19 protein-coding genes are annotated in these 16,216 nt (G+C 47.3%); 4 read left to right on the top strand and 15 right to left on the bottom strand.

Going from position 1 to position 16,216, the window contains the following annotated elements; genetic code table 11:
• Nucleotides 1-28 precede the first annotated feature (28 nt).
• From K6T91_06625 to K6T91_06595, 7 genes are all read right to left on the bottom strand, one after another.
• Nucleotides 29-550, bottom strand: a complete 522-nt coding sequence (locus K6T91_06625; protein ID MCL6472473.1) for an ORF6N domain-containing protein — start codon at nt 548-550, stop codon at nt 29-31.
• A gap of 323 nt (nt 551-873) precedes the next feature.
• Complete coding sequence (gene dnaB, locus K6T91_06620) at nt 874-2,247, bottom strand: replicative DNA helicase (protein MCL6472472.1); 1,374 nt, start codon at nt 2,245-2,247, stop codon at nt 874-876.
• Nucleotides 2,247-2,702, bottom strand: a complete 456-nt coding sequence (gene rplI, locus K6T91_06615) for a 50S ribosomal protein L9 (protein ID MCL6472471.1) — start codon at nt 2,700-2,702, stop codon at nt 2,247-2,249. Before rplI ends, dnaB begins: the two co-directional genes overlap by 1 nt.
• Nucleotides 2,703-2,955: 253 nt before the next feature.
• Entirely contained in the window at nt 2,956-3,183 is a 228-nt protein-coding gene (gene rpsR, locus K6T91_06610; GenBank protein MCL6472470.1) for a 30S ribosomal protein S18, read from the bottom strand.
• 88 nt (nt 3,184-3,271) lie between these two features.
• Nucleotides 3,272-3,691: a single-stranded DNA-binding protein gene (locus K6T91_06605; GenBank protein MCL6472469.1), complete on the bottom strand. Its 420-nt coding sequence runs from the start codon at nt 3,689-3,691 to the stop codon at nt 3,272-3,274.
• A gap of 9 nt (nt 3,692-3,700) precedes the next feature.
• Nucleotides 3,701-3,988, bottom strand: coding sequence for a 30S ribosomal protein S6 (rpsF, locus tag K6T91_06600; protein MCL6472468.1), 288 nt, complete (start codon nt 3,986-3,988; stop codon nt 3,701-3,703).
• Nucleotides 3,989-4,072: 84 nt separating this feature from the next.
• Entirely contained in the window at nt 4,073-5,140 is a 1,068-nt protein-coding gene (locus tag K6T91_06595) for a M23 family metallopeptidase (GenBank protein MCL6472467.1), read from the bottom strand.
• Between the two features lie 218 nt (nt 5,141-5,358).
• On the opposite strand from K6T91_06595, the gene K6T91_06590 reads away from it, so the two are divergent.
• Nucleotides 5,359-5,562, top strand: a complete 204-nt coding sequence (locus K6T91_06590) for a hypothetical protein (GenBank protein MCL6472466.1) — start codon at nt 5,359-5,361, stop codon at nt 5,560-5,562.
• Nucleotides 5,563-5,573: 11 nt separating this feature from the next.
• Here K6T91_06590 and K6T91_06585 read toward each other — a convergent pair whose 3' ends face one another.
• A complete protein-coding gene (locus K6T91_06585; GenBank protein MCL6472465.1) occupies nt 5,574-5,783 on the bottom strand; it encodes a DUF951 domain-containing protein in 210 nt (69 codons plus the stop codon).
• A gap of 140 nt (nt 5,784-5,923) precedes the next feature.
• Between K6T91_06585 and K6T91_06580 the strand changes: the two genes are divergently transcribed.
• The gene (locus K6T91_06580; GenBank protein ID MCL6472464.1) at nt 5,924-6,199 is read left to right on the top strand and encodes an ACT domain-containing protein; all 276 of its coding nucleotides are present in this window, start codon (nt 5,924-5,926) and stop codon (nt 6,197-6,199) included.
• Nucleotides 6,200-6,213: 14 nt separating this feature from the next.
• Complete coding sequence (locus tag K6T91_06575; protein ID MCL6472463.1) at nt 6,214-7,575, top strand: PFL family protein; 1,362 nt, start codon at nt 6,214-6,216, stop codon at nt 7,573-7,575.
• A 51-nt stretch (nt 7,576-7,626) separates the two neighbouring features.
• Here the strand turns inward: K6T91_06575 and K6T91_06570 are convergent, their stop codons facing one another.
• From K6T91_06570 to K6T91_06540, 7 genes are all read right to left on the bottom strand, one after another.
• Nucleotides 7,627-8,091, bottom strand: a complete 465-nt coding sequence (locus K6T91_06570; GenBank protein ID MCL6472462.1) for a phosphate-starvation-inducible PsiE family protein — start codon at nt 8,089-8,091, stop codon at nt 7,627-7,629.
• A gap of 297 nt (nt 8,092-8,388) precedes the next feature.
• Nucleotides 8,389-8,685 (bottom strand): YtxH domain-containing protein, encoded by a 297-nt coding sequence (locus K6T91_06565; protein ID MCL6472461.1) that lies wholly within the window; start codon nt 8,683-8,685, stop codon nt 8,389-8,391.
• Nucleotides 8,686-8,885: 200 nt separating this feature from the next.
• The gene (gltA, locus tag K6T91_06560; GenBank protein MCL6472460.1) at nt 8,886-10,328 is read right to left on the bottom strand and encodes an NADPH-dependent glutamate synthase; all 1,443 of its coding nucleotides are present in this window, start codon (nt 10,326-10,328) and stop codon (nt 8,886-8,888) included.
• 33 nt (nt 10,329-10,361) lie between these two features.
• Nucleotides 10,362-11,201 carry a sulfide/dihydroorotate dehydrogenase-like FAD/NAD-binding protein gene (locus tag K6T91_06555; GenBank protein ID MCL6472459.1) on the bottom strand — a complete coding sequence of 280 codons (840 nt, stop codon included), beginning with the start codon at nt 11,199-11,201 and terminating at the stop codon, nt 10,362-10,364.
• Nucleotides 11,202-11,622: 421 nt separating this feature from the next.
• A complete protein-coding gene (locus K6T91_06550; GenBank protein ID MCL6472458.1) occupies nt 11,623-12,612 on the bottom strand; it encodes an acyl-CoA dehydratase activase in 990 nt (329 codons plus the stop codon).
• Nucleotides 12,613-12,691: 79 nt separating this feature from the next.
• A complete protein-coding gene (locus tag K6T91_06545) occupies nt 12,692-13,837 on the bottom strand; it encodes a CoA protein activase (GenBank protein ID MCL6472457.1) in 1,146 nt (381 codons plus the stop codon).
• The gene (locus K6T91_06540) at nt 13,834-14,793 is read right to left on the bottom strand and encodes an acyl-CoA dehydratase activase-related protein (GenBank protein ID MCL6472456.1); all 960 of its coding nucleotides are present in this window, start codon (nt 14,791-14,793) and stop codon (nt 13,834-13,836) included. The genes K6T91_06545 and K6T91_06540 overlap by 4 nt, the downstream gene beginning before the upstream one ends.
• Before the next feature lie 291 nt (nt 14,794-15,084).
• Between K6T91_06540 and K6T91_06535 the strand changes: the two genes are divergently transcribed.
• Nucleotides 15,085-15,708 carry a class E sortase gene (locus K6T91_06535; protein ID MCL6472455.1) on the top strand — a complete coding sequence of 208 codons (624 nt, stop codon included), beginning with the start codon at nt 15,085-15,087 and terminating at the stop codon, nt 15,706-15,708.
• The last annotated feature ends 508 nt before the right edge of the window (nt 15,709-16,216 follow it).

Here is a 16,216-nt window from a genome sequence, read left to right as displayed (position 1 = left end):
TTCCTATTTCTGTTTGTTTGAATTTTTGTTATTCATTTTTAATAAACCCAACCTTTCGGCGTGTGTTTTGCGGTGGCGTCATCAACTGGTGTATTGCTTCTAGAATCATTTTTATTTCCTCGTCATGCTTGTCAACCTTTCCTTCTAGCTCCGCCAGCCTATATTCGGGTTCCTTATGTGTTGCTATTATCTCACGCAGTTTAATAAATGCCCTTACAACCTGTACGCTCATTTGGATAGCAACAGGCGTATTTAAAACAGACGCAACCATAACTGCGCCATACTCTGTAAACGCATAGGGCAAGTTAGGTGAAAATTTAAGTTTCTCGAGGTGGTCGCAAATTGCGACCACCTCGTCTTTCTCTTCCTTTGTTAACAGAAACATAAAATCCTTAGGGAAACGTTCGTGATTGCGTTTTACCTGCTCATTGAGGCGTTTTGTGCTAACTCCGTAAATATAAGCCAAATCCGCATCTAACATAACTTTATGATCCCTAATTGTTAAAATCTTGCGCTTAATGCTTTCAAACGGAATTACAGGACTTAGCATAGTGCCTCCGGTCTTAACGAAACGACAACTATAATGACAAATTAAATGACAACTTAACTAAACTGCTGCACACTTGGTGAAAATAAATAAACGCCTACTACCCAAGATATTTCTCATAGCACAATTATAATCGAACATACGTTTGTATGCCAATAGATCATTGGCAATGAGATCCTATCCAAATCCTTAGATCATAGCTGTCAACGTTAGGATTAAAGCGTAAGCTTGGGAATATTCTCTGGGTTTTGCTTTGCGGTGGTTCCTTGGATTAAGAATGGATGCGGCGATGTGCACCATTACTGAATACCAAATCAGCAGGTCTCTTATCCCCCGATATAGTTATCGAATCTGGTGAAGTGCTCCTGGAAGGTTAGTTTAACGATACCGGTGGGGCCGTTTCTGTGCTTTGCGATGTGTATCTCAGCAATTCTTCTCTCATCTGCCGCATCCGGGTCATCCGGGCTTCCGTAGACATTGCGGTGGATAAACATGACGATGTCGCTGTCTTGTTCGATGGCTCCGGATTCTCTCAGGTCAGAGAGTTGCGGCCTCTTGTCGCTTCTTTGTTCGACCGCTCGGGAGAGCTGCGAGAGGGCGATTACTGGGACTTCAAGTTCCTTGGCAAGAATCTTGAGCCCTCTTGATATCTCAGCAATCTCTTGCTGTCTGTTTTCTACTCTACGGTAGGATTGCATAAGCTGTAGGTAGTCAACGATGATAATGCCCGGTGAGTGCCTGGCGAAAAGGCGCCTTGCCTTAGCCCTTATCTCAAGAATCCCGATGTTTGGCGTGTCATCAATAAAGATCGGCCGCTCTGCAACTTTGCCAATTGCGTTAACAAGGTCTCTCCAGTCCTCGTCGCGTAAATGACCAGTGCGCAAGCGATGGCTATCTATTCTTGCCTCTGCACACATAAGCCTTTGAGCGAGCTGGTGTCGGCTCATCTCGAGAGAGAAGATTGCAACCGGGATGTTGTTTAAACCCTTATTTGATGCAATATTGGCGGCGATGTTTAAAGCAAGAGCCGTCTTCCCCATAGCGGGCCTGGCGGCCAGGATGACAAGGTCTCCTGGGTGAAAGCCGGTTAAGAGTTTATCAAGATCTACAAAACCGGTCGGTATACCAGTAACCTGTTCTTTCTTTTCATACAGCTTCTCGACCATCTCAAAGCCTTCTTTAAGAAGGTCTTTGATATGGACAAATTTTTCAGTCATGCGCTTGTGCGCGATCTGAAAAATGAGGTTTTCTGCCCGGTCGATCAGCCCTTCAACATCTTCTGGAGCTTCATAACCAAGCGCGGCTATCTCGGTCGCCACTTTAATAAGCGACCTTAAGGTCGCATTTCGCTCAACAATCCTTGCGTAGTATCTTGCATTGGCCGCACTCGGCACTGAACTGACCAGGGTATGTATATAAGGCTTTCCACCGCAGACCTCTAGACACCCTCGGCTGGAGAGAGCCTCAGCAAGGGTAATTGGATCCACCGGATCTCCCCTTGCATAAAGCTCGATGATAGTTTCATAGATGCGCCTGTGCGCCTCAGTATAAAAGGCATCCGCAGCTAAAAATTCCAGGATGTCTGTGATCGCATCCGGGGATATAAGCATCGCTCCCAGGAGCGATTGCTCTGCCTCCAGGTTATGCGGCGGAACCTTATCAAAACCACCAAATTGCTGCGGTTTATCTGCCGCTCTCATTACCCCTCTTTGCTTGCGACAACATTAACTTTTACCGTGGCATCAACACCCGGATAAAGCCTGATATGAGCCGGGTAGGTGCCAACTTCCTTTATGCTCTGGCCAATTTCAATTTTCTTTCTATCTATCTCTACCTTAAGCTGCTCAAGAATCGCAGCTGCAATCTCTTTTGAGGTAACTGAGCCGTAAAGCTTACCTTCCTCGCCTACTTTGGCTTCGACAGTTACTTCTTTGTCATTGAGTTGCGCAGCCAGGGCTTCGGCTTCGGCACGCTCAGCTGCTTCCCTCTTGGCGATAGTTACCCTCTTCTGCTCCCACTCTTTTAAAGCTCCCGGTGTTGCTGCAACTGCCAGACCTTTCGGGACAAGATAATTGCGGGCGTAGCCGTCCGCTACATTTACAACATCACCCATTTTACCAAGGCCACCTACGGCCTCTTTAAGGATTACTTTCATCGTTCTCCTCCAAACAAGAAATAATCTTGGACATATAATCTTAACATAACTGTGTTAGCTAGTCGATTGAAAGAAAATCAACCGTTCCAAATAACTGCACAGAGGTGGAGCTTTAGCTCCACCTCTTTACGTTCATCATCCATCGCTCATTAAGTGAAGGCAAGTAGCACGGTATGAGATTGCCATGGCCTCATTGCTCCCGCGCAATGATAACCCGTTTCTGCCATTCACCAATTCACCAACCAACTACTTACTACCTAAGCGTATAAGGCAGTAGAGCCATCTCTCGCGCGCGTTTTATAGCTATCGAGAGATCGCGCTGGTGTTGAGCGCATGTGCCGGTAACCCGGCGCGGCCTTATTTTGCCGCGGTCGCTCATAAACCTGCGCAACATATTAAAATCTTTGTAGTCGATGTAGTCGATTTTATCCTTGCAGAAAGCACAGTACTTGCGTCTGGGCTTGCGGACATAATCTGCCATACTAACAATCCTCCCAAAAATTCTCTCATCTAGACCTTCTTTAAGTCTAGCCCATACTCTCTAGTCTCTGATTTCTAGTCTCTAGTCTCTAGAACGGCACATCGTCAATATCGCCGACTCCAAGTGCCTGGAGATCGGCATCAGCCTGTTCCGCCATCATATCTTCACTGCGTCCTCCAGCTCTATCTAAGAACTGGACTCGGCTCGCGACAATCTCGACGGTGGAGCGTTTTTGGCCTTCGGGTGTCTCCCAGGATCGGCTGCGAAGTCGCCCCTCAACCAAAACCGGACGGCCTTTTCTTAGATACTCGTTGCAGACCTCAGCCTGCCTTCCCCATGCAACCACGTTAAAAAAACTCGCTTCATCTACCCAGTCACCAGAAGCTCCCTGATAGCGATGGTTAACTGCAACGCGAAGGTTAGCAACCGCAGTCCCGTTTGGGGTAAATCTTAACTCCGGATCCATCGTCAAGTTTCCAATAATAAACACCCTGTTTAAACTGGCCATTTTTCTCTCCTATTTTCCAAGACGGATGACATTATGACGGATAACCTCATCGGTAATCTTAAGAATGCGGTCTAGCTCGGCTACTGTTTCGTTTTCACCTTGCAGGTTTATAACAATATAGTAGCCCTCATTATTCTGACCGATCTTGTAGGCGAGACGGCGCTTACCCCATTTGTTTACATTCTCGACCTTGCCGCCATTTTTTACGATCACATCCGAGATCCGGGCTATGAGGTTATCAATCGCCTCAGCTTCCAAAGTGGGGTCAAGAATGATCATGCTTTCGTAGTTCCTCACTTTTCACCTCCTCTGGACTAATCGGCTTCAGTTAGGCTGAAGCAGGAGTACAGGACCTAACAATTATAGCAGCTACACGAGATATCAACAAGATGCGCTTGTGTGCAGCAGGGGATCAGCCTTAACCCACCTTATTCTCTTAATTAATAGACTAGTGCTTATCAGTGCTGCAGTAAAGACCGCCATTATCAGTACGGGTTTAGGCAATAACCTATCGCAAATCGCTGCAGCCCAGGAATGGATGGGGCGATTTGCAGCTATATCTCCTACTTTTCCTTTATTTAGATCTTTTACTAGACCTTTTGCTGGACCGGCGGAGCTATTTATGCTGGCAAGCATATCTGCATGGGCTACTGGACCAGCGCCGTGCTTAAGAGAAAGAGTATGCTCCCCTGCCATATCTGGTGCAGTATCTGGAGTATTATTTTGCACTTTGGATATTCTAGCCTGCGGTTTCATTGCGATGCTTCCAATATTCGTGGTTGGCTTATCCAAACTGGCCAGACTACTTCTTAAGACAGCATTGTTGCCAATAGGCGAAGCTGCAGCAGGCGGCGGTGCTAATTCCCGGTTGGGTTTTGTTTCTTGGGTAAGAGGTTGTTCCCGGGTAGGAGGTTTCCCGCTAGCTGTCACCCCAAGGGATGGCAGATTAGATGCCCTGCTCAAAGCAGCAGATTTGGCAGCGTTTGGGCTGGAGGTATCTGCTAGCGCAAGGTACTCTTCTGGATTTAGGTAATGCGGTTTACCGCGGCTTGCGGTCAAAAAAAGCCCAAGGTGAAGGTGCGGTGCAGCTGATGATTCGTCGCCTTCCTCTGATAATACACCAATCGCCTCTCCGGACTTAACCGATTGGCCTTTAGACACAGATGCCTTTACGGGGAGATAAGTTGTCGTTATACCACCCGGGTGGTCTATTGATATATACGGCTCTCCCCTTGGGGTTTTTCCAATTCCGTAGACCACCCCATCCCCTGCTGAGACGACAGTATCGCCGATATTAGCCGAGATATCTACACCTCTGTGCTCACCCTGTGCAAACTGCTTGATTATACTACCCTTTACCGGCCAGGCTAGGGCGCTACCTGCAAAGGCGGCCGGCAGCACCCCAAAAAGCAGCGTAAAGACAACTGAGAATATAAAAAGTTTTCTCATAATAGAAGCGCCCCTCCAGTATTTGCATATATGTGCTTTTATGTTAATAAGTAAACTAGCGTAAATATGGCTTTAGGTCAAGGAATTTTCAACCAGTTTTTTAGTTTTTTCATACTTTTTCTACTTCCGCTAATACTGTAAGGCCTATCATCCGATAAAAAATATGGTACTAAAACTGCTATTCCTTGAATCATCTGTATCGTAGGGTTGTTAAAGGAGTGGCTTTTGTGAATTGTTGGGAGTATAAAAACTGCGGAAGAAATAAAGATGGCGGTTGCCCAGCATATCCCAAAAGAGGTATGGAGTGCTGGAGAATATCCGGCACGATGTGCGGCGGTGTGGTTCAGGGTACATTTGCGCAAAAGCTTGCAAGCTGTATGGAATGCGATTACTACAAAAAGACTAAAGGCATAGCTAGCTAAAAGCTTTTAATTTAAGTGGCGGCACTATCCTGGTACCGCCTTATAAATCCCCTAAACCTTCGATCGAAATCGTACCTTAACAAGCGAACCTTTCGACCGCATCCCAGGCACGTAAGGCCGATATCCATCCCAAGCTTTGTTACTTCCCATTCGTTCGCCCCGCAGGGATGGTTTTTTTTCAATTTGACAACGTCGCCAACCTCAATTTTAATGATTTCCATAGGATCACCAAACTAATAATACAACGCCGTATGCACAAAATGAAGTTCCACAAAGCCCCGGCTCTGCCCATATTTCCAGGTAGATAAAACTATTCTATACTATGACTTACTGCAGTGAATAAAAGCCACAGGGGGAATAGATGAAAAGCAAAGCCATAGTCACGGTGCTCGGTAAAGACCGAGTCGGCATTGTTGCCGGAGTCAGCCGGGTACTTGCTGAAAACAACATAAACATCGAGGATATAAGCCAAACTATTATGCACGACTTTTTCACTATGATAATGCTGGTCACAGTTGACGAAGATATAATCTCGATCGCCAACCTACAAGACAAGCTAAATAAGCTGGCACAAGAGATGAGTCTTAAAATTACTGTACAAAGCGAGGATATATTCCGTTATATGCACCGGATTTAAGGAGACTTGAAGCAATGCTTATAAACCAGGATGAGATAAAAGAAACCATTGAAATGATCCAGGAGCAAAGGCTAGATATCAGAACAATTACAATGGGGGTCAGCCTTCGCGATTGCGTTAGCCCCGACGGGGAACAGCTTACCGAAAATGTATACCGCAAGGTAACCGAGTCCGCACGGAATCTGATCGAGACCGCCGAGACTCTGCAGAAAAAATATGGCATACCCATCGTAAACAAAAGGGTCTCAGTATCCCCCATCTCGGCAATAGCCGAGTCAAGCGACTTGGACGACTACGTGCCGGTTGCAAAAGCACTGGACAGGGCAGCACAAGATATTGGGATTGATTTTATCGGGGGATTTACCGCCCTTGTCCATAAAGGAATGACCCCGGGAGACATTAAGCTTATCGATTCTATCCCAAGAGCGCTTACTGAAACCAGGAAGCTCTGCTCTTCGGTCAATGTCGCCTCGAGCAAAGCCGGAATCAATATGGATGCGGTTTTAAGGATGGCTGATGTCGTCAAAGAAACCGCTAACCGTACCGGCGATAAGGACGGCATCGGATGCGCAAAGCTGGTCGTGTTTGCCAATATACCCGAGGATAACCCTTTCATGGCTGGTGCGTATCACGGTTTTGGAGAGCCTGACAAAGTAATTAATGTCGGCATCAGCGGTCCAGGTGTGGTCAGAGCAGCACTCGAGAAGCACCCGGATGCAGACCTTATGCAGATTGCTGAGACAATCAAGCGGACTGCCTTTAAGATTACCCGCATGGGCGAGCTCATCGGCAGGGAATCTGCAGCAATGCTTGGTGTAAAGCCCGGCGTAGTTGACCTATCGCTTGCGCCAACGCCGACACCTGGCGATTCTGTTGCGCAGATTATCGAGGCTATGGGTATCGAGCGCTGTGGGGCGCCAGGGTCTACCGCAGCACTTGCCCTTCTTAACGATGCGGTCAAAAAAGGCGGTGCAATGGCCACGTCCTCTACCGGCGGGCTGTCGGGAGCTTTTATCCCGGTATCAGAGGACCTTGGCATGGCCGAAGCTGTTGAGGCCGGCGCGCTTTCAATTGAGAAACTCGAGGCGATGACTGCAGTCTGCTCGGTTGGCCTCGATATGATAGTAATCCCAGGAGACACACCGGCCGAGACGATTGCGGGGATCATTGCTGACCAGATGGCCATTGCGGTCGTAAACAAAAAATCTGCCGGAGTCAGACTTATACCAGCTCCCGGTAAAAGAGAAGGCGATCGGGTTACCTTCGGGGACCTTCTGGGTTCTGCACCAGTAATGAGGGTAAACAACTTCTCGTGCGCCAGCTTTGTCCGCCGCGGCGGCCGCATTCCGGCACCGCTAACAAGTCTGAATAATTAGGCTAAAGCTCAGCTACCTACGAGACACGAGAAGTCACTGAGACCTAGCTTTCTAATCTTGCTGCTCCAAGTTCTGCGCTTTTACCGATAGGTAATACGCAGCCACAAGAACTATAACTACAAGTGCGCTTAGACCCATCTCGTAGAGTTTGTCTACCGGAACATGGTTCATATTTGACGTCTGAGCCTCGATAAGGAGGATTCTCCTTACGGAAGCAATAATACCTATCGCTAAAAACGGCCCAAGAAGAAACTTTTGTTTCTTCAAGAACCGCAAAACTGTCCACAGAAGTTCTAGGATGATAAGGACAAGCAATACATCGTTTACCAGGTGTACCATCGAATCCTTAGTTGGAGCGAGTATATTTAATGCAGCGTAATAAAAGATGATGGCGGCGGCAACAAGCAAAAAGATCCCGGCCAGTATATGAAAGACCATATCTGCTCTTATAAGGCTCTTTCTAAACAAATCAACCATACTGTTTCTGTGTCTGGTATCATTTCTTTGCGCTACCATAGATTAAAAATAGCCTTTCTCTTACAAAAACAGCCCTTTTCTTGCCTGCCAACTGGTATGCTCTTGCTGTAAACAGCTGGATTAATGCTAAGGCTTAATTATAACACAGCAGGCTTTAATAATGGGCCGGCAAAAAGCTGACGCAAACATATATCAGGAAAAAAGCTTTTATATGCAAACCTTAAAATTGCTGATATAGTTGATTAACTTAGTAGACTTAGTATTTTAGCTGGAAAACGGCGGTAATTAAAAAAGCTGCAGCTTCTGCCACAGCTTTTTAATTTACTTAAAGCTAAGTTATGCAATCTTCTCGGCCTCTTCGGCCATCTCTGCTGCTCTTCTCTTTGCCATCTTTCTTGCACTTTCGGCTGCTTCCGATGCACGTTTGCTGATGTTTCTGCGGGTTTCCGCCCCGCTTGCCGGTGCAACTAATATCCCTGTTAACATACCAAGGGTAAATCCGGTTACGGCAATAAGGGCATATGTTAGCATATTCCTTTCCTGCGCTTCTCTAAAAAGCCTCGAGACGCGGTCTTCCAATTGTTCAACGGCCGGCATGGCCGATTCACGCAGTGCGCTCAAGCGTGATGCCATCTGCGCCGCCTCCTTTCTACCTTGTCAATTTCATCCGCATCACTAACTTCTATTTTCCCGTGCGCGAACAATATAAACGACGATTTCAGGGTCCAGAAGCCAGGGACTGGGGTCTAGGGTTTATTGAAGAGCACAACAAAAGGGCGGACCTTACGTCCGCCCAATATTTATCCTAGTCCCCGAACCTCGGTCCCTGGACCCTAGTTCTTTACTTTACTCATCAAATACTCGTGAATAGCATTCGCCGCTTTGCGCCCTGCGCCGGCAGCTAAAATTACAGTTGCCGCTCCGGTTACGATATCGCCGCCGGCAAAGACACCTGGCTTAGATGTCGCACCGTTTTCATCGGCAACTATATAGCCTCTCTTGTTTAGCTCAAGGCCCGGCGTTGACTCTGGAATAATTGGGTTAGATCCGGTACCAATCGACATGACAACTGTATCGACATCGATCACAAATTCGCTTCCCTCTACAGCAATCGGGCGCCGCCTGCCAGACTCATCCGGCTCGCCGAGCTCCATTTGAACGCACTTGATTCCCTTAACCCAACCGTCCTCACCGATAATCTCAACTGGGTTGGTCAAGAGCTTAAACTCAATTCCCTCTTCAATTGCATGGTGAACTTCCTCTTTCCTTGCCGGAAGCTCATCCATAGAACGGCGATAGACAAGATAGACTTTCTCGGCGCCAAGCCTGAGCGCAGTCCTTGCCGCATCCATCGCTACGTTCCCACCGCCGACTATCGCAACATGCTTGCCTCTTTTAATCGGCGTGTCGTACTCCGGAAACAGGTAAGCCTTCATCAGGTTGGTTCTGGTTAAGAACTCGTTTGCCGAGTAGACGCCATTTAAATTCTCACCAGGGATTCCCATAAACCACGGCAAACCCGCTCCTGAGCCTATAAATACTGCATCAAAGCCTCTCTCAAGAAGCTCATCTACGGTATAGAGTTTGCCGACAACCGAGTTGAGTTCTATTTTAACACCGAGTTTCTGTATGCCCTCGACCTCGGACTGAACGATTGCCTTAGGCAGCCTGAACTCTGGTATACCGTAAACCAAAACGCCGCCCGCTTTATGCAGAGCTTCAAATATAGTTACCTCATGGCCCAGTTTTGCAAGATCGGATGCAACGGTAAGACCCGCCGGACCGGAGCCGACAACCGCAACCTTAAAGCCAGTCGGCTCTGGTTTCACATCTTCACCGCCACTGCCTGAGCCATGCATCCTCTCATAGTCGGCGACAAACCTTTCAAGACGACCTATAGCAACCGGCTCCATCTTCTTGCCAAGAGTGCAAAGTGACTCGCACTGGTTCTCCTGTGGACAAACCCGCCCGCAAATTGCCGGCAGGCTGTTCTTCTCTTTAATTTTTCTGGCAGCGCCAATAAAGTCGCCCTGTCTGATAAGTTCAATAAATTCCGGAATTGGTACCTCAACCGGGCATCCCGCTACGCAGTCTCTTTTTTTACAGGCCATGCAGCGGTTAGCTTCGCGAAGAGCCTGCTCTTCGGTGTAGCCGAGCGCGACCTCGTCGAAATTTTTGCCGCGCGCAACCGGATCTTGCTCGGGTATCGGCGTGCGCGTTTTTCTTATTTCTTTTATCTCCTCTTTCGTGTATTCACGTAACTTTGTCTCTGCCATCTATATCTTCTCCCCTTACTTTACCGATCGCCTTTATGAATGTGGTACACAGTCGCACGTATAAGCTTCCATGGCCTCTTTTTCCTCAGCGAGATACGTGCGCTGCCTTGCCATTAGAAGGTCCCAGTCAACTAGATGGCCATCGAAATCCGGCCCATCGGTGCACCCAAACATGGTTTTGCCGCCAATCGAGACACGGCAGGCACCGCACATGCCAGTTCCGTCTACCATAATCGGGTTTAAGCTAACAAGCGTCTTTACATTGTAGGGTTTAGTGGTTAACGAGACGAACTTCATCATAATAGCCGGCCCGACAGCAATAACAAGGTCCGCTCCGTTCTCTTCGATCTCGCTCTTGAGAACCTCCGTGACAACTCCTTTATGTCCCTTGCTGCCGTCATCGGTGCTTATTAAAACCTTGTCGCTAAACTCCGCCAGCTCTTTCTCGTAAACAAGTAAGCTCTCGGTTCTTGCACCGGTAATTGAGATGACTGTGTTTCCGGCCTCCTTCATTGCGCGGCCAATCGGATAGAGTGGCGCAGCACCAAAACCGCCACCTACCAGAACTACCCTACCGTATTTCTTAACCGGAGTTGGGTGTCCCATTGGACCCGCAATATCGCTGATCTCCTCGCCCACATTTAGAGTCGAGATCTTGGTTGAGGTCACACCAATTGTCTGTACAATAAGACTTATCGTACCTCTTTCTGGATTGATATCCGCCAGAGATAGTGGAATACGCTCGCCGTTTTCAGTAGGGCGGACAATAACGAACTGGCCCGCTTTCGCTTTCTTTGAAATTTCGGGCGCTTCGACTACAAAGAAAAACAAGTCAGAACGCAACTCGCGTTTTTCAAGTATTTTATTAGCCAATTTGCACTCCTCTCTCCCAGCACTATTATATTGCTACATTATTGACAAAAAAAGTAACTTTCATCATAAAGCAGTGCGTTTTTAAATGTCAAGGCTTCTCCCGCTGCTTAAGCCCTATCACCACAGCTCAGAAAGGTGCGATGAAGACCACAGCTAACCGAAACCTTTAGACATAAAAATTATAAAAACGCTCCCTGAATATAATAAAGATACCACCAATAGCTAACTTGTAAACTAATTTGAGTAAGCGGTAGAAATAGCGTCTTGAAAGGTTGATTCTGCGGGTAAGCGTGGGACTAGGGTGGGGTTATGCCCTGGTGTCCCACGCTTGCCAAATGCCAGAGTTTTATTTTAGCGCTGCAGTAGCAAATATGCGGTAGCAAATATTAACTAAAGAACTGGTAACTGGTAGCTTAAGTAACTAAGTAGAGGCCTGCACAAGAAGGTCAACCTCATCCGGGGAAGCTATCTCCCACTTGCCGCAGCGGCCGCCCCAGCAGGCCAACGTCTTGCCTTCAACCTGAATTTTTACGATCTCGCAATTGTTCTCACACCCACGGCAGTGAAAGCTCCTGGTTTGATAATCGACTGAGGATATCTCAAATCCCTTAAAGTTGGTCCTGCCGTCGCGCACCGTCCCGCGCGCAAGCAGTGCGGCACCAATTGCACCCATTACGTGATGATGCTGCGGTACAATAACCTCCATCTGAAGCGCTTCTTCAAAAGCCTTCTTCATACCAGCATTTGCAGCAACGCCACCCTGAAACACAATCGGGGCGGCAAGCTCTTTGCCCTTAGCAAGGTTGTTCATATAGTTGCGTACAAGTGCCTGGCAAAGACCATATATAATGTCCTCCATACGATATCCCATCTGCTGCTTGTGTATCATGTCGGATTCTGCAAATACAGAGCAGCGCCCAGCAATCATGCAAGAGACGCTCGACTTTAAAGCATAACTGCCGAATTCCTCAATAGGGATACCCAGTCGTGTCGCCTGGTGATCAAGAAAAGAGCCGGTACCAGCAGCGCATACCGTATTCATCGCAAAGTCGATGACGATTCCGTCGCGTAGCAGGATTATCTTTGAGTCCTGCCCCCCAATCTCTAGAACAGTTTTTACCTGCGGCACAACATGGGATGCGGCAACCGCATGCGCCGTTATCTCATTCTTGATGATATCCGCACCGACCATGACCCCGCTTAGATATCTTGCACTCCCAGTCGTGCCAACACCAATTATCTCTATATCATCAGGCAAGCTCTCCCGAAGTTCTTTAATGCCCTGCTGAACTGCGTTTATCGGCTGCCCCTGCGTCCTGCGGTAAATGAGGCTTATGACATCGCCACGTTCATCCACAACAACCAAGTTGGTGCTGACAGAACCGACATCGACTCCCAAAAAGCCCTTCATGCGTAAAATCTCCTTCCAAACTTACTTACAACTCACAGCTCACCAAAAAGATTTTGTGCGAGATCTTTATCTGGCGCGGCTACAGTGCTGCGCCGCTTCTGGCTAGCTCCCGTCTATGAGCTCCATGGCCTAGAGCCTGGAGCCTGTCTTTATGTTTCTTCCTACTTGCCAGAAGATCGATAAATGCCTCAAGACGTGTTATAATTCCAGCACGCCCTGTTTGCTCATCAATCACAAATGATATAATCGGAATGTCGAAGTCACGACTTACCTGAGGCAGGATCGACTTTGCAATAGTGTCGGGCATACAAGTAAACGGGAAAAGCTGGATTACGCCATCCAGCCCCTCTTTTGCGTAGATTATTGTGTGGCCAACGCTTGGCAATCCTTCTCCACCCACAAAATGGTTTAGATACGGCTTTGCCGCTTTGGCGATCTCACTGTCGCTAATCCCCATAACCGGGTTCTTTGACGATGGGCTTATCCAGTCGGTTAAGTAAACCGACCGTTCAAGCGAAACCCCCATATTGCCCAAATACTCTTCGATATCGAAGTTGGTAAACGGCTCAAGAAGAACAAAGAATTCACCTACTATGCCAACCTTAAGAACCGGTCTGTCCATATCTTTCTCAACCGATTCAAGGATTAAAAACGCCTCTTCTGCAGCCTGCGTTATTTCTTCATTTGTCATCGCGGGCTGTATTATATCCAGCGCCTTTTTGTAGGCTTTGGTGGTATCGCCCCGATTGACCTCGTAAGCACGGTATTTTAAAACGTACTTTTCAAGCTCGTCCATGATCCTGGCCTTGCGGAAACTCACCTTTATGATTTGCCATATCTGGTATATTGACTTGCCCGGCGCGAGAATCTTAACCGTATCTATAAACAGCTTCCAACCGGCAGCCGGAGGTTCAAGCACAATCATATTAAATTTATATCCCGCCTCTTCCAAGACGCACTTTTGTATCTCGGCGTAGTAGCCGAAGCGGCATGGGCCCACTCCCCCAGCCATCAACAGCGTGTCCGCACCCGATTCCAGCGCCTCAATAAAGTTCCCTATAGTTACCTTAAGAGGAAGACAGGCAAACTCAGGAGAGTAGCGCACGCCAAGCTGAAGCGTGCGGGCGCTTGTTTTCGGTGGGGCAATATATTCGATGCCCGTGCGGGCAAAGAGATCTAAAAATATCCGATCAAGCTTACCCATATGGGGAGTCGTTACTCTCACGATATCGACCTCCACCTTAGCATATCGATAAAAGCCTCAACGCGGGTGACAAGACCCGCCTCGCCGCTGTGCTCATCAATAACGAGCGACATAAGCGGTACGTCGCTTTGCTTTTTGGCTTTAGTCTCAAGAAGAACCTGGATAAGAGAATCCTGCCCACAGGCAAAAGAGAGTATATATATTATGCCATCAACCGATTTTGTCTGCATCCAGTGAAACGCCGCACCAACTACCTCTTTCTCATACGACCAAAAAAGCCTCTTGGGTAGTTTGCCGGCTTCGCGATCAAGAACCTTGTGGGGTATCATCTCCTCGGTGAAAACCTGGGCTCCCCAGCTCTTTAACTTCTTGATCAAGTTGAGGTTGATATACGGGTCATGAACGTTATACGGGTGTCCTGCAACCCCAATTTTTATGTTGCCCTTGGAGGGAGCATCCTCGATACCGGATAATATATCAAGTGGCGATAAACCGGATAGAAGCTTCTTTTGGTAGAGCCTCTGAGCTCTAACACCAGATTGCCATGCCCGCCAAATCTTATATTTGCTGCTGGTGAAAAGCTTTCCGAAATCAAATATAGCCTCATAATAGCGCCTGCGCCCAAGTCTAATGTTGAAATAGGGATCGAGTATCTTGGGAAGTTTAACATCAACCGCCCTCGCGAGGTCAGGCAGGCCCAAAAATTTGGGACATGTATAAGTGTCTTTCTCAACGCTTATAACTCTGGGAACAAATAATGCATCGACTTTGTCTTTGAGCTCGATCAGGTGCCCAAAGAATATCTTTACCGGAAGACACAGTTCGTTTTCCGCCACGGCAGTTCCCGCATTTACAACCCTTTTAGTGGTTACATTAGAGGTAACCACTTCTGCACCAAGTCCCTTTAAAAAACCTTCCCATAAAGGATAATACTTGTAATAAAGCAGTGCCTGGGGAATCCCTACTGTTGCACTCAACGTGTACCCGCACCCCCATGTAAATCTTGACTGCGAAAGTCTAACCGGCCAGCACTCGAAAAACAACTAGCTTGATGTTAAGCATAACACTAGTTCAAGCAATCGCCTATAGGGTAATTTCTGTCAAAAACATACCCGCGTGCAGTTTTTCTAAACATCTTTTTGAAGCCGCTTTGTCGGATAAAAACAGAGCGGAAAAATCTACTGTTTACTCTGCGCTCAATCATGGAAGATATCCTATAGCATGCTGATAAAATAGCCTAACTATAAAAGAAAGAGGCCATGGGCAGAATGACTCTCAACCGTATACTTAAATTAGCCGGTCTAGCCCTTACGGGTATCGCGGTCTTCATACTTGTTCAAGCCGCCTATACCGATATTTATGCGGGCTTAACCCAAAAGCGGTTAAGGGATGATTGGAGTAAGTCTATAGCGAAAAAACCGCCCCCAACTATGACGTCCATACAGCGCAGCACAACCACAACGCTTGCGGCAATAAATGAAAGGCTGCGCTCCCAAGTTGTCTACGGCAAACCTTTCGCAAGGCTAGTTATCCCTAAGATAAACCTCGATGCCATAGTTTTGGAAGGTGTGTCGGCGGATGTCCTTGCGAAAGGACCCGGGCACATGGAGGGAACCGCTTATCCTGGCGAGATAGGAAATGTCGTAATCTCCGGACACAGGGTGACTTACAGCCGCCCATTTTTTGACTTAGATAAACTTACGATAGGCGACCCTATCTACATATACGCTCTGACGGATAAATTTACTTATCGGGTAGTCGAGCAAAAAGTAGTAAAACCAACCGAGATAAGCGTGACTGATCCAACGCCGGACAGAACCCTAACTCTTACCACTTGCAACCCACGTTTCAGCGCAAAAACTCGCCTTATTATAGTTGCGAAGATGCAGTAAACTTACTGCGATAAGTTTACCGGCATATGCGGATAAATTAACGGTTGATTTATGCCATCTTAATACCTTGATTGTAAACCTATCATCTTTAATAGGTTTACTTTTTGGTTAAAGCTAAAGCATTTTTGGCGCCAAAAGCATCCTTCTTGTATCTGCCCACAGTTAAGGCTCAGTAGAGATAAGGCAAACCGGTGCCCGCTTCAAAGTAATCGGTTAAAGCGGCCAAAAGCTATGTTTGATACCAAATCTCAATCGGTAAAGGGCAGGCTTTTTTAGGGCTAGATTACCATAAATTGCAAAGCCCCCGCTGTGCTTGCCATGACCAACAATCACTAGGATTGTTTTTGTCCACAGCAGGGGCTTGCACTCTAGATGGTAACTTACCGCTAATTAACTAATATAAAGATAACACGCTATAAAGTAAATGTCAAAATTTGACATATTACTTTCAAATTTCTGCCTTAACCAGGGATTTATTACCATTTCCAGGCATAATATTGCAAAGCTC

This window comes from Bacillota bacterium (assembly GCA_023511485.1).
Classification (GTDB): Bacteria; Actinomycetota; Aquicultoria; order Aquicultorales; family Aquicultoraceae; genus CADDYS01.
Note: the sequence above shows the minus strand (reverse complement) of the source record. Positions and strands in the feature narration are given on the sequence as shown.